At 55.3% G+C, this 13,924-nt stretch carries 7 protein-coding genes; 5 read left to right on the forward strand and 2 right to left on the reverse strand.

What is annotated here, in order from left to right; all coding sequences use genetic code 11:
• Positions 1-144: 144 nt before the first annotated feature.
• Positions 145-2,073, reverse strand: coding sequence for an antiviral reverse transcriptase Drt3b (drt3b, locus tag ANTHELSMS3_RS08290; protein WP_094034457.1), 1,929 nt, complete (start codon positions 2,071-2,073; stop codon positions 145-147).
• On the reverse strand, positions 2,066-3,355 hold the full coding sequence (drt3a, locus tag ANTHELSMS3_RS08295) for an antiviral reverse transcriptase Drt3a (protein ID WP_094034458.1): 1,290 nt from the start codon (positions 3,353-3,355) through the stop codon (positions 2,066-2,068). Before drt3a ends, drt3b begins: the two co-directional genes overlap by 8 nt.
• A 292-nt stretch (positions 3,356-3,647) precedes the next feature.
• Between drt3a and ANTHELSMS3_RS08300 the strand changes: the two genes are divergently transcribed.
• The 5 genes from ANTHELSMS3_RS08300 to ANTHELSMS3_RS08320 all read left to right on the forward strand — a co-directional run bounded on the left by ANTHELSMS3_RS08300 (position 3,648) and on the right by ANTHELSMS3_RS08320 (position 13,821).
• Positions 3,648-4,499, forward strand: a complete 852-nt coding sequence (locus ANTHELSMS3_RS08300; protein WP_157733450.1) for a hypothetical protein — start codon at positions 3,648-3,650, stop codon at positions 4,497-4,499.
• 456 nt (positions 4,500-4,955) lie between these two features.
• Positions 4,956-5,873, forward strand: a complete 918-nt coding sequence (locus ANTHELSMS3_RS08305) for an HNH endonuclease (RefSeq protein WP_094034460.1) — start codon at positions 4,956-4,958, stop codon at positions 5,871-5,873.
• 121 nt (positions 5,874-5,994) lie between these two features.
• On the forward strand, positions 5,995-11,142 hold the full coding sequence (locus tag ANTHELSMS3_RS08310; RefSeq protein ID WP_094034461.1) for a RecQ family ATP-dependent DNA helicase: 5,148 nt from the start codon (positions 5,995-5,997) through the stop codon (positions 11,140-11,142).
• A 481-nt stretch (positions 11,143-11,623) separates the two neighbouring features.
• Positions 11,624-12,703 (forward strand): alcohol dehydrogenase family protein, encoded by a 1,080-nt coding sequence (locus ANTHELSMS3_RS08315; RefSeq protein ID WP_094034462.1) that lies wholly within the window; start codon positions 11,624-11,626, stop codon positions 12,701-12,703.
• Positions 12,700-13,821: a mandelate racemase/muconate lactonizing enzyme family protein gene (locus ANTHELSMS3_RS08320; RefSeq protein ID WP_094034463.1), complete on the forward strand. Its 1,122-nt coding sequence runs from the start codon at positions 12,700-12,702 to the stop codon at positions 13,819-13,821. Before ANTHELSMS3_RS08315 ends, ANTHELSMS3_RS08320 begins: the two co-directional genes overlap by 4 nt.
• Positions 13,822-13,924: the final 103 nt, after the last annotated feature.

Here is a 13,924-nt window from a genome sequence, read left to right on the forward strand (position 1 = left end):
TTCTGATGGACTGGGAAGAGGTTGGGTGGGCGTGCCTGTATGTGTGTGGTCCGCCGAAGCGTAAACTAATCAGAGACGTAGAGGCCTTGTAGTGGGTCCCGTCACGTCCTGAGCAGATATCTCAGGCAACCGCCCAATACTTCCTTAGACGGCAGTGTACACCGGTTGCAACCTTTTCCTTTGCAGGAAATGCGATGTTCGCCCAGTGCTCCAGTCAACAAAAGCTACGTGTTTAGCAAGTGACCTAACGTCATCGTCCGACAACCCTGTGTTCCCCAAGACCTCCTTTATCAACTTTTTCTTCTCCGAAACCTCGACGCTCGGGCAGCTTAAGACGTCACTGAACAAAAGGTAGGTTTCAGAATCTGTCCGAAGCTCCGTCTTTTTCTCAACAACGCGTTTGCATGCCATTAGGGTCAGCTTGTCCTTGGAAGACTTGTGATTGCCACTTGAATGCCCGAATGCATACATCAACCCAACAAACGTGAAGTACCCCACAGTCTTTTGCTCGAGAAGCTTGTCGAACATCTCTTTTACGGCTTCTTGAGCCAAGAATAGATCTGGCTTTATGGAAGTGCCAAGCAAGATTAGATTGCAGATTTCCAAGGAAACATCGTTACTCGAGTGATCGTTGCCGTAAGTCGCGATTAACTCAGTCACTTCGAAGATCAAATAGTCATCCAGTGCTTCGGCATCGGATGGCCCTATGTGACGCTTAAACTCAGACAGTTCCTCGATTGCTTGGTAAGCCTTGTAAACTGGGGAGACCCGGAAATCGGAAGCGAGCGAATAGAACAGTATCCGCAAAATCCCCCGGACTCGGTTGATAGCATCTAACTGACCATCTGCACTCATATCTTTCGAGTTTTTATTTACTTCGCGCAGCGCCTTCCCAATTACGTGGTATATAGGGCCACTTACCTCGCTAAACGTCGAATGCGTCTCACGCACAACTAATCGAAGCTCTTCCAGTGTGTTCCGAAGATTACGGCTTATGTCACGTTGGTCACTCCGGTCTTCAGTGATCTCCTTTTTAGTTTCCTCGACTAACTTGTCGGCAATATTAGAGATGCCCTGCTTAGCACGCGTAATGTTCGTCACGAAGGGGCGTTGGAGGGTCTGTTCTTTTTCTTCATTTGGAAAGAGCTTGTACTCTTCAAGGCAAGCCTCCACCGCCCTAGTCAACTCATCAAGCACGCCCTCGTTCTTCGCGAACAAGAAAAAATCATCAACGTATCGTCTCAAAGCAAAATCACGTTCTTCGTGAAGAGAAGGCCCCAAATGTTCGACAACCGAGCAGTCGATCTTCTGAAAAATGATCTCCGCAAAGACCCTTGAGATTTCCGGTCCAACAACGATCCCATTTGTTTCGTTGTAGTTGGACCGCTGCATCAACGTGTCGAAGCGACCCTCAAAAGAATACTTTCCAGAATGCTTCTTGGAGTACGCTTTTTCTTTCACCGCCCAAGTAATGGAATGAGTGTATATATTGAAAAAGCACTTCGTGACGTCGATTTTCCTCATGAGGGGAAATCTGCTTTCTAAGCGAAGAAGCTCATTTGACCCGTAGAACTTGTCCAGCAGGTTGTACTTGCGAAGAGAGAAGAAGGAAGGCGCAAAATTGATATCCAATTTTCCGTCAGCAGGAGCTACGTGCGGCAATCCAAGCTTCTTCACCTTGCCGAACTTTTTTAGCTCATCTTTCGAAACCTCGGGAAGGACCTGAAACGGAGCGCGCAGAGAGCGTTCACTATCTTTGCACTCCTCAATGATTGTGCGTGAATACTCAAAAAGAAACCCGGCCATTTTCATCTGCTGCAGTGGATGAACAATGCTCAACGTGTTCCGCCCGCGTGATCCCTTTCGGATCTGGAAGTTGAAAGGAACAGTGTACTGATCATCTTTCAAAGGGCGTCGGTAGTCACCGTTAAGAAAACCAAGCGCGGCAGGCGAAAGCTTTTCCTTGCGCAGCTCGGAGACAAAAAGAAACTCGTTTGAAAAAGTAACCGGGACCTCATACGGCAGAGTTTCGGTCAGAATCGCTCGCAGTTTTTTTGCGACAGGATCAAGCATATTGCCACGCCTTGCGAATTTTAGAAACGGTGCTGCGTGTGAAACGAACCGTCATCTTCTTTTGAAATCCTTGAAGGAAGGACAACTTCTTCAAATCCAAGATTTGCTGAGGAGTAAGAGCCGCCTTAATTGAAGTTCGAAACTCGCTACCACTGCCCCACAGTAGCGCTGAGAGAAAACCATCTAACTTTTTCAACTCATCCAAATCTGTAGATGTCAGTCTCGGACCGAATTTCCCGTGCTCATACTCACCACACTGATGGTAGTTGTAGAAAATACCTGTTTTGACTTTCGCCTTCGAAGAACCGTGGGAATGGCCTGATTTCGTGATTTCGAAGTTGCTGGTTAAGTATCGAATCCTATCAATCAACAGGCTGGCATTTTTGTCTTTCGTAAACGCTTTCAAACTGAGTATGACCCGTGTTTTTCGTACCGCTACTTTATTGTCTGAAATACAAACTTGTAGCCGCCTGCTCTGGCGGGCGCGCATCCCATTTTGGCACTCGAACCGATATCCTAAGTAGCTGAACGTACTTGCTGCCTGCGTACACGGGCGTTTTTCCGTATCAGGGAGCGAATCCAAAGTGACCGTTTCAGTCTTGTTGTTCAAACTCAATGACGGCTTCAGTATTTTTTCGATTTCTGCCTTAACAGGCTCCACCTTACCGATTGAAAAGACCAAGATGTCGTCCGCGAACCTAAAGTATCTATAAACGCCCGGAATCTGACGTACTTTTCTGTCAAGTTCCCGAAGAGCTAGTTCTGCCAGAGTCGTGCTTAGCCCAATACCGCGAGGTACGCCCTTTGTCGCACCACCAAGTAAGCTCTCTTCGCGCAGACGCCGGAGAACTTCCTTGATATGAGGATGCGTTCTAGTGGAGTTCTGAATTTCTTGAAGGATGCTTTCCGCGTCGACATTCTCGAAAAAGGACTGAATATCGCAACGGAGCAGATATGATGGCGTTGCATCGAAGAGGGTTTCTATTACTGCCCGAACAATCGCGTCTCTGTTGCCTGCATGAACACCAAACTGTCGGTTCAAGCTACGTGCCGTTGCTCGAAGGGCAAGCGCACCGTGATAGTTCTCGACGAGGAACAACTTGCGCCCTTTCGAAAGGATCACTTCTCTTTGGTCGAAAACGAGAGTGCTTGTTTTGATCTTGCTTTGTGTTTCGCTGAGCAAGCGTTCGCGGTCGGCATCTAGGTCTACGTTGAATTTCGCTGAGTCACCGGAACGGATACAGCATCGAAGGTGATTTTCTGAAAATGGAGAAAGTTGCAAAGGGCGCCATCTTTATTCTTAAAGTTGATGGATGCCTATCATACTAATAGCAGCTCGAAAACAGTACATACCGCCCGTAGTATTTGAGAACGGTCATTCGCTGCCCGATGAGCGAACGGCGGCTTCGGGCCGGCCTTATCGGAGCTAGTATGTGCTACCAACAAGACGTTGCGATAATTTCGGGGTCTACAGAGAATCCAAAACAGGCATTTTCGACCCTGTCCGGACGTGGTTGGCTATAAATGCCGCCTATGGCAGCATGTTTGGGAACGAACAAAGGATTCCACCGAGTGTGAGTACCGAGAAGCCGAAGACTAGCAACATCAATATCGACCTTGATGCGATGCGCGAGGTAGTCAACCGGGCAATCCGCCGGGCGAGTGCGTTTGTGCGTTTTGGGCTGGATGATTTGGATGAGAGGGATGGTGGCGACTTCAACCTAACGGCAAGTATCGTCTACAATTTTTGGCCTGAAGAGATCACCTCGGAGTTTCGAGACGCTGCACGGGAGGAGTATCGGGCTTGGCTAGTTGGTTCCTGTCTCCGGGAGCTCGATCTGTTCTATGGGCTATTTCTGGACAAACTCTGGTTCGCAATCGAGGTTGGCGATTTGCACGGCACGTCGGTTCGGTCAGATTACATGTTTGATCCGAAGTTTGCTCGGAAGACGAACGTCGCTGCGAAGCAGAGTGCGGTGGCAGTCAAGTTGGGAATCTCCGATCACTTAAGCGAGCTTAATTCCCTTAGTCTGGCGCGTAACGCCCTTACGCATCACGCGGGAGTGGTGCGGTCGCCGTTTGACTGCAACAATGACACCCGGGATACCCTGATCATGCAATGGCTCGCCTTCGACATGCTGGCGAGTCGAGATGGCGAAGAAAGAGTGGTCGATCATGCGCCGTTCGATACCCATACCTTGCCCGGCGATGGTCCAGTTCAGATCGGCCTGCGGTTTACGCCCCGTGAGATAGTCGTTCCAGCCGGGCATCAGATCAAACTGACCCACCCTCAGATCGCTGAGCTGTGCATGTTCTACAAAGTGCTTTGTGACAAGACCTTGGATGGTTACCGGTCCTTCCTCCGGGAGAAAGGGATACTGCCACCCGGCCCTGACGAAGACGACGCAGGCCATGACACGCGCTGACGTCACGCAACGGCAGAATTGTCCCGCAGACTGTGAGTTCGAGTAGCATCTGGTTTCGCGTTCGCAGCGAATGGCCGGTAACCGGGCTGCGACCGCAGCATCTTGACCGGTCGGTTAATGGCAGCAATGGGCCGTTAGGACCAATATCACGATCGCATCGGCGAGCATGGCACCGGTGGCATGCGCCGAACCTGCGGCGCTTATGAGCGGGAGGCCGGTAGCATACGGCCGTTGGGGGGGGCGCCAAGAGTTACTCTTTTTTCGGCTGCTGCGAACGAATGTGTTTGAAAGTATTCATTCTGCATTCGGCTGAGTTTTGATAGGGGGGTTCTTCGAACTTGGTGGATTTTACAGCGCGGAACATTAATAGCTTGGCGGGTATGCGGTAAGCCGATTTTTGGTGGTTTACAGCGATTGGCCGCTTGTTTTCTGTCCAGGATAGTATTCCATAAGAGCATGACAAAGCTCGTGCTGCTACATAAAGCGGACTCTATTTACGATGACGAACCTGACGTCGTCTACGACTTTCCGCGCAGCTATCTCAGGGCTGTCCAAGAAGCCGTGGGCGACTGGGTCATTTACTATGAGCCAGTGAAAGCTGGGCCACGTGGGTATTTCGCGGTTGCTAAGATCGAGCATGTGATCCCGAAGCCTGGATTTGAGGGTCGGTTTCTCGCCATGATCGAACCGGGCAGCTTCCTGCCGCTCGATACTGAAGTTCCAAGGCTGATCAACGGCAGTCCATTGGAACAGGCTCTCACGGAGCCAGATGGAACGCCGAAGAAAGGTGGGGCCGTGCAGCTCGCGGTGCGGCGTCTCCCGGATGAGGATTTCGCTCGGATTGTGCGACTAGGGCTTCCTGAAGACCTCGAGAGGCAAGAGGCATCACGATACGATCCAAAGGGGGCGGAGGTGGCCGAGAAGGCGGCGATCTTCGAGCGCCCGGTCCTGGAACGTCTCACACGGCGCCCATACCGGGACGTCGCATTCCGCCGGAAGGTGCGCGAGGCTTACGACTACCGCTGTGCCATGTCCGGGCTAATGCTCAGAAACGGCGGAGGGCGCCCGGAGGTGCAAGCAGCCCATATCCGCCCCGTCGAACATAACGGCAGCGACTCCGTAAGGAACGGGCTGGCTCTGTCAGGCACATTGCATTGGATGTTCGATCGTGGGCTGATCTCGGTCGCCGATGACGACCAGACAATCCTCGTTTCGCGCAACAAAGTTCCGGGCGACGTCGTTGACCGGCTTTTACGTCCGGATGGAAAAATCTGGATGCCCGAAGACGAGAGAAACTGGCCGCACCCTGCAAATCTGGCATGGCATCGAGAGAACATCTTTGGTCAAATGTCGTCTGAAGATTTCGTTCTTTAGGAATAAACCTGCCAGTATGAAAAACATAATTTCTCGAGGTATATCGAAAGCCCTTGCCCGCCGTCGACCACAGCAGCCTGAAAAACCAAAGGCTGATCCGCCGACAAATAAAGGTATTCAAATGCCGCGGGACCAATCCGAAATTTTGTCGCGCTGTCTGTCGATTGATTTGGAGGTCGATCCCCAAAAAGCCCGGATCTTCGCTTTCGCCGCCGTGCCGGAGGGAGAAGAACAGGGGATCGTTCACCGGAAAGGGGATCCGAGGGTCGCGCTTGAAAAGCTCGACTTGTTCTGCGCTGGGTTCGCGCATGTTATCGGGCACAATGTCATGCGCCACGACTTGCCGCATCTCATGGCGGTGTCGCCGCGCTTCGCACAGCTCGCGGACGGACCGATCGACACGCTGTGGCTCAACCCTTTGGCGTTTCCGCGCAATCCCTATCACCGTCTGGTCAAACACTATCACGATGGGCGGCTTCAAAGTGGTCACGTCAACGATCCCGAGTTCGACGCGCGCCTTGTGTTCGAAGTCCTTCGCAACCAGATCGACGCCTTTTCATCGTTGAACACTTCGTCGCCAGAGATGATGCTGGCCTATCACTGGCTATGTTGCCGAGGACCCGGTAGCGACGGGTTCGATCGGTTGTTCAGCGATGTGCGTGGGGCGTCCATTCCGACGGAAGAGGAAGCTCACGAGGCTATTCGGGCGCTGCTCAAAGAGGCAGCCTGCAGCGCGCAGCTGGACGCTGTGCTCGAGCGGCTCCAGGACACTGGGCTGGGCTGGCCGATGGCATATGCTCTTGCTTGGATTTCTGTCTCAGGTGGGGATTCTGTCATGCCGCCCTGGGTGCGGGCGCAATTTCGGGACGCCGCACGGCTCGTCAAAGACCTGCGGGACACGGATTGCCGTGATCCGCACTGTGCTTATTGCGCAGAGCACAACGATCCTATCCGTGCCCTCGAACGCTGGTTCGGCTTTCCGAGTTTCCGCCCGGAACCGGTCGACGAGGACGGACGCCCGCTTCAGGAAAAGATAGTGGCGGCGGCCATGGACGGCGAGAACATGTTGGGCATTCTGCCGACGGGCACGGGCAAATCCATCTGCTATCAGATCCCCGCGCTGTCTCGGTTCGATAAGACCGGAGCCTTGACCGTTGTCATATCGCCGCTTGTGGCACTGATGGCGGACCAGGTTCAGGGCCTGATGCGGGCCGGAATTTCCTCGGCGGTTACGGTTAACGGGCTATTGTCCTTGCCCGAGCGTCAGGATGCGCTCGACAAGGTGCGGCTGGGGGATGCTGCGATCCTGTTGATCTCGCCCGAGCAACTGCGCAGCACAACAGTTCGGTCCGTTCTGGCACAGCGCGAAGTGGGGCTGTGGGTGCTGGACGAGGCGCATTGCGTGTCGAAATGGGGCCAGGATTTCCGACCCGACTATCGATACGTTTCGCGGTTCATAAAGGAAAGCTCAGAGGACGAACCTGCTCCGGTGCTTTGCTTGACGGCAACGGCAAAGCCGGACGTCGTGCAGGACATCCGCAGTCATTTCAAAGAGCGATTGGGGTCCGATCTGGCCTTGATCGACGGTGGCGCATCTCGGTCGAACCTGAGCTTTCAGGTGCTGCCAACGCAGCGCGCCACCAAGATGGCCGATATCCTCGATACGATCGAGGCCCAGCTTCCGCGCGAGGGCGTGTCGGGGGCGGTCGTCTATTGTGCGACCCGAAACGCCACCGAGCGCGTGGCGGAGTTCTTGAAACAACAGGGCATCGCTGCCGAACGGTATCATGCCGGCCTCAGCGCCGATGACAAACGTGAGATTCAGGAGGATTTCCGTGTCGGCAATCTGCGCGTTATCGCGGCCACCAACGCTTTTGGTATGGGGGTCGACAAGCCGGATATCCGTCTGGTGGTTCACGGGGACGTGCCGGGGTCGCTGGAAAACTACCTGCAGGAGGCAGGGCGCGCCGGACGGGACCGCGAGCCTGCAAATTGCGTCCTTCTCTATAATACCGAAGACGTCGATCGTCAGTTCAGCCTCAGTGCGCGGTCACGGCTTGCGCGGCACGAAATCGGTGCGATCCTGAAAGCGCTTCGGCGCCTTGATGCAAGGACCGGAAAAGGTGGTGAGATCGTTGCTACGCCGGGTGAGATTGTTCACGAGGAAAAAGATCGGGATTTTCAGCGTGACAGCAATACCGACGATACGCGGGTCAAGACGGCCGTTGCCTGGCTGGAAGAAGCGCATCTTCTGAACCGCGAGGAAAACCGGGTGCAGGTGTTTCCCGCTTCGCTCCGGATAAGGAGCATGCAGGAGGTCCGCGAAATCCTTGCCTCCGCCGAGATCACCGAGCGGCGCCGCCAGGATCTGGCCGCCATCGTCCAGCATATCATCAACGCGCCGCAGGAAGAGGGCATCACCACGGACGAGCTTTGCGGGGTCAGTGGGCTCACGGTGTCGGGCGTGCGCAAGGCCCTGGCGGATCTCGAGGCATTGGGGATCGCAAAGGATGATACAAACATCACAATCTTCGTGCATGTGCGTATCAAGAATGCCTCCCCGAAACGGTTCGAGGCTGCATCCCGCCTTGAAGCCGACCTGATCGCGACCCTGAGAGAGCAAGCGCCAGACACGGAGATCGGCGAGGCTTGGCCCTGTCATCTGGCCTCGGTGGCGCAGGCTCTGCGAGAGCAGGGACACGCCTCCGTGCGGCCCGATATTGTCGAGGGGCTGCTCCGCGGAATTTCGCAGGATGGCCGCGACATGGATGGCGGCAAAGGCAATATTGGCGTGCGCAAGGCCTCCAAAGGCAGTCTCATGGTGCGACTGCAAAGATCTTGGGCGGTCATCGAGCAGACCGCTCAGCTGCGCCGGCAGGCGGCGGAACGTCTGGTGTCATACTTGATCGACAAGGTTCAGGCCGGCCTGCAGGGGAAAGACATTCCTGTCGAGACTACGCTTGGCGACCTTCTTGCTGCAATCAACAGCGACGCGCTCTTGCGGGCGTCCGTGAATGATCCGTCGAAGCTGATGGATCGCGCACTTTTGTGGCTGCATGAACAGCAGGTCGTAACCCTGGGTAAGGGATTGTCCATATTCCGCTCAGCCATGACGCTGCACATCAATCCAAAAGGGGGCAACTTTACCACCCAGCATTTTGCGCCGTTGGAAGACCACTACAGCGAACAGACCGTCCAGACCCACGTGATGGCTGCCTATGCGACCAAAGGCATCGACGATATCGATCAGGCGCAGCGGCTCGCATATGACTATTTCGTATTGGAACAGTCCGACTTCATGAAAGCCTGGATGTCGGGGAAGATGTCGGAGTTCAGACGGCAGGCGACGCCCCGGTCCTATGCCGAGATCGTCGACAATCTGGGGAATTCGACACAAGAGCAGATCGTGCGTGACGACCGCGAACAGACCAATGTGCTTGTGCTTGCGGGGCCGGGATCGGGCAAGACACGGGTGCTCGTCCATCGTGTCGCCTATCTGGTAAGGATCAAGCGCGAAGATCCAAACGGTATATTGGTGCTCGCCTATAATCGTCATGCGGCCGCCGAGATTCGGGAGCGCTTGCGTCTACTGATTGGCGAGGATGCTCGCTTCGTGACGGTCCTGACCATCCATGCCCTGGCCATGCGGCTGGTTGGCGCGAGCTTCGCCGGACAGGCAGGAGCGGATGAGCCTGATTTCAAGACGCTTCTGACCGATGCGGCACGTCTCTTGCGTGGCGACGGTCTGGACAAGGTCGAGGCCGAAGCCTTGCGAGAGACCTTGATTCAGGGGTTTCGCTGGATTCTCGTGGATGAATATCAGGACGTGGGGCCCGAGGAATACGCCTTGATTGCGGCTGTGGCGGGGCGCAGCATCCACGATCCGGATCAACGGATCAGCCTCTTCGCCGTCGGCGATGACGACCAGAACATCTATGCCTTTGCCGGTGCATCGGTACGACACATCCGGCAATTTGAACAGGATTATTCAGCCAGGCCGATCTTTCTGACCGACAATTACCGCTCGTCGAAGCACATCATCAGTGCAGCGAACGCGGTGATCGAAGGATCTCGGGAACGTATGAAAACAGGGCATGGTATTACCGTCGATCAATCGCGGCAAAGGGGCCCGGCCGGGGGGGGCATGGAAAGCCTCGATCCGGTTGCGCAGGGGCGGGTTCAGATTTTGGGTTGCCCGGCAGGGAATGACGCTCAGGCGCTTGCGGCGGTTGGCGAGATGCTCCGCCTGTCCAAACTGATCCCGGATTGGAGCTGGAAGGGTGCGGCCATCATTTCTCGTGATTGGCGCAAGCTTTTGCCGGTCCGCGACTTTGCCGAGGCGCATGGGATTCCTGTCGAAATGGCGAACGAGAACTTGCCCAGCTTGTGGCGCACTCGTGAGATGCAGGGGTTTATCGGCGGCCTTCGCGAAATGCGCGGGGCCATGGTCAGCTTGGACGATCTGACCGAAATCCTGAACGCGATACCCGCCAGCCGTTGGACTGACCGGATCGGCGAGGGACTTGGCCAGCTTGCGCGCGAAGTTGACGGCAAGGCGCTCCCGACCCCTGACGTGATTGAATGGTTTGCCGAATGGTCGAAGGATTCATGGGGTGAGCAGCGCGGCCTAAAACTGTTGACGGCGCACCGCGCCAAGGGCCTCGAATTCGACGATGTCGTAATCATGGATGGCGGCTGGGAGCGGCCCTCGCGAAACGAAGATCAGGACGCACCGAGGCGATTGTTCTATGTCGCCATGACACGTGCGCGGCGCAATTTGATCGTCATGAGCAACGACAATCACGAATACCTTCCCAACGAGTCGCCCTCCGTGATCACGCGGCATGTGGTGCCCGACCTGGCGACAGTCCCCGGCCCGCGCCGGTTCTTTCAATCGCCCGAAATGAAGATGGTCGACCTGTCATTCGCAGGACGCCAAGGTGATCGGCACATTGTTCATGCTGCGATCTCCGAAGCAGAGGTCGGCGCGCCGGTCAAGCTCTCCCAGGTCGGGGATCGCTGGCAGATCGAAGACATCCGAGGACGAGCCTTGGGGCGGATGTCAAAAGCATTCGCACCACCGATCGGCACGAAATTCGTCACCGGCGAGATCGCGGCCATCATTCATTGGCGCAAAGAGGATGCCGATGAGCGTTTTCTTCATTTTCTGAAACGCGCTGATTGGGAAGTTATTGTGCCCGAGATCGTTTTCGAAGAGATCAAGGGGGCTTCCGAAATGGTTGCCGAGAGAAATCAGAACGGCAAATAATTCGCACGGTGGGCAGTTGGGATCGCATAGATTTTGTGGCTGCAGCGAATGTCCGGTCTGACGGCCGCACCGCAACATCCGTGGTAATTAACGAACGGCAGCAATGGGCCGTTTTCCGCCCTTCGTGTCGAGGGTCATCCCACCGACGCGAACGGCCCTCAGCTGCCCTCCACCCACCACGCCGATGCTGCGCCGCAGCTTCACCAGAACGGTCATTCGCCCATGGCGCAGCATTTTCGGAGGGTGAAGGTCGGCAGAGCGGACAAAGCGAGAATTCTCTGCAAATGCTCCAATGGCCGCTTCTGCCGAGAAGCTTTGGGACTAGAGGATCGGGATGTAGGCCATCGGCGCGAAAGCGACGAATAGTTCTACAGAGATGTCGGTAACTTATAATGGCAATACTACACCCTTGTTATGATGGTTGGACCAAACCAGCTTACCTCGCTTTATGATTGGAAGACATTTGATGCGGCCAGATACAATGCATGCGGTTTTATTGACTGGTCACGGCGGCATGGAAAAATTGGATTACCGCACGGATGTGCCCATACCGCAGCCAAAGCCTGGTGAGTTACTGATCCAGGTCGCTGCGGCAGGTATAAACAACACGGATATCAACACCCGTATTGGCTGGTATTCGAAGGCGGTTAACGAGGGCACGGATACCGGTGGCGCAACTGGCTTTGACAGTGTGGACGATGATGACGCTAGCTGGTCAGGCACGCCGCTGACCTTCCCGCGCATCCAAGGTGCCGATGTCTGCGGTTATGTCGTGGCTGTTGGTGACTGGGTCAGCGACGCGCGTATCGGAGAACGGGTCTTGGTCCGTAATATGTTGCGCACCTACGTTGATTTTCGCCCCTATGAATGTTGGACTATTGGCAGTGAATGTGACGGCGGGTTTGCCCAGTTTGCGGTGGCCCCAGCGATCGAAACTCATGCGGTCGCCTGCAATTGGACCGACGCTGAACTCGCCTCTGTGCCTTGCGCCTATTCGACAGCGGAAAACATGCTGCATCGCGCAAATGTGGGCGCTGAACGGGTACTGGTGACGGGTGCATCTGGTGGTGTCGGGTCCGCAGTTGTTCAACTGGTCAAACGACGCGGCGCTGAGGTGATTGCGCTGTCATCGGCCTCCAAAACGGCAGAGGTTATGGCGCTTGGCGCGGACCGAGTGATCGACCGTAATGCCGACCTGGTCGCCGAGCTTGGGGCTGGGTCCATGGATGTGGTGATCGACCTTGTCGCGGGGGATCAGTGGCCATCGTTTCTGGATGTGCTTCGTCGTGGCGGGCGTTATGCCACCGCTGGTGCCATTGCAGGACCGCTGGCACAGATCGACGTGCGCACGCTTTACCTCAAAGACTTAACGCTGTTCGGCTGCACCTTTCAGGAAGACGAAGTGTTCGCCAATCTAATCGGTTATATTGAGGCCGGTGAAATCCGCCCGGTTGTGGCGCGGACTTATCCGCTGCGTGATATTGCCCTTGCCCAGACAGATTTTCTTGCCAAAAAGCACACTGGAAAACTCGTTTTAATCCCGCCGCAGGTGACGACATGAAGATTGCAAAAGTAGAACTTTACCAAGTTGATTTACCTTATTCAGGTGGGGTTTACCTGCTGTCCGGCGGGCGAGAATACACCAGCTTTGACGCCTCGATTGTGCGCATTGTCACGGATGACGGCATCGATGGATGGGGCGAAAGCACACCATTTGGATCAAGCTATATTGCCGCCCACGCCCTTGGCACCCGTGCTGGCATCGCGGAAATTGCACCGCATCTGTTAGGGCGCGACCCACGCCAGGTTGATCGTATCAACGACACAATGGATCAAGCACTTGTCGGGCATAACCACGCAAAAACCGCGTTGGATATTGCCTGTTGGGATGTTTTCGGCAAGTCGGTGAACCTACCTGTGTGCGAATTGTTGGGCGGATCAACAGGCATTCGGATGCCGACGATCTCATCAATTTATGCCGGTGATCCTGAGCATATGCGCGCGCGCGTTGCCGATCACCGCGCACGTGGCTACATGGGACATTCCGTCAAAGTTGGTGCGCTTGATAGCGAAGGCGGCCCTGCGCTGGACGCTGAACGCATTGCGGCGTCCCTCGCGGATCGCCAACCGGGCGAATATTTCATCGTCGATGCTAACGGCGGATTGATACCGGAAACTGCATTGCGGATGTTGCGGATGCTGCCTGCGGGCCTAGATTTTGTACTCGAGGCGCCCTGCGCCACTTGGCGCGAAACATTCAGTTTACGCCAACGGTGTGATGTACCGATAATCATTGATGAGCTGGCACAACAAGACTGTGACATCTCCCAAATCGTGGCACAGGACCTTGCGGACGGCATCGGGTTGAAGATTTCCAAGGCAGGCGGCCTCACCCACGGACGCCGTCACCGTGACATCTGTGTCGCTGCTGGGTTAACTGTGTCTGTGCAAGACACCGTCGGTTCGACCATCGCCTTTGCGGGCATCGCCCATCTGGGGGCGACGGTGCCACAACGATACCTGCGCTGCATTCTGGATTGCCGTGATATGGTTACACTTGAAACCGCCGATTTTGACGCACCCATTACAGATGGCGGCGTCCTTACGCCCATGTCTCCAGGCCTTGGCATCACGGTGAAACGAGACGCCTTGAGCGATCCCGTCGCAACATGGCGGTGATTAAAGTTTATCGGCACAAACCCTGAAGCCGCCATTCGCTGCGGTGCCAAAAAATGTTAATTTGGGCTCAGACCTGCCGTTAGCTGCCCAAGACAGGGAAGAC

Origin of the sequence: Antarctobacter heliothermus (genome assembly GCF_002237555.1) — a bacterium.
GTDB classification, from domain to species: Bacteria; Pseudomonadota; Alphaproteobacteria; order Rhodobacterales; family Rhodobacteraceae; genus Antarctobacter; species Antarctobacter heliothermus_B.

Excerpts from the sequence above, each read along its gene's own strand:
- drt3b (WP_094034457.1), bottom strand. The coding sequence starts at position 2,073 with ATGCTTGATCCTGTCGCAAAAAAACTGCGAGCGATTCTGACCGAAACT.
- ANTHELSMS3_RS08305 (WP_094034460.1), top strand. The coding sequence starts at position 4,956 with ATGACAAAGCTCGTGCTGCTACATAAAGCGGACTCTATTTACGATGAC.
- ANTHELSMS3_RS08310 (WP_094034461.1), top strand. The coding sequence starts at position 5,995 with ATGCCGCGGGACCAATCCGAAATTTTGTCGCGCTGTCTGTCGATTGAT.
- ANTHELSMS3_RS08315 (WP_094034462.1), top strand. The coding sequence starts at position 11,624 with ATGCATGCGGTTTTATTGACTGGTCACGGCGGCATGGAAAAATTGGAT.
- ANTHELSMS3_RS08320 (WP_094034463.1), top strand. The coding sequence starts at position 12,700 with ATGAAGATTGCAAAAGTAGAACTTTACCAAGTTGATTTACCTTATTCA.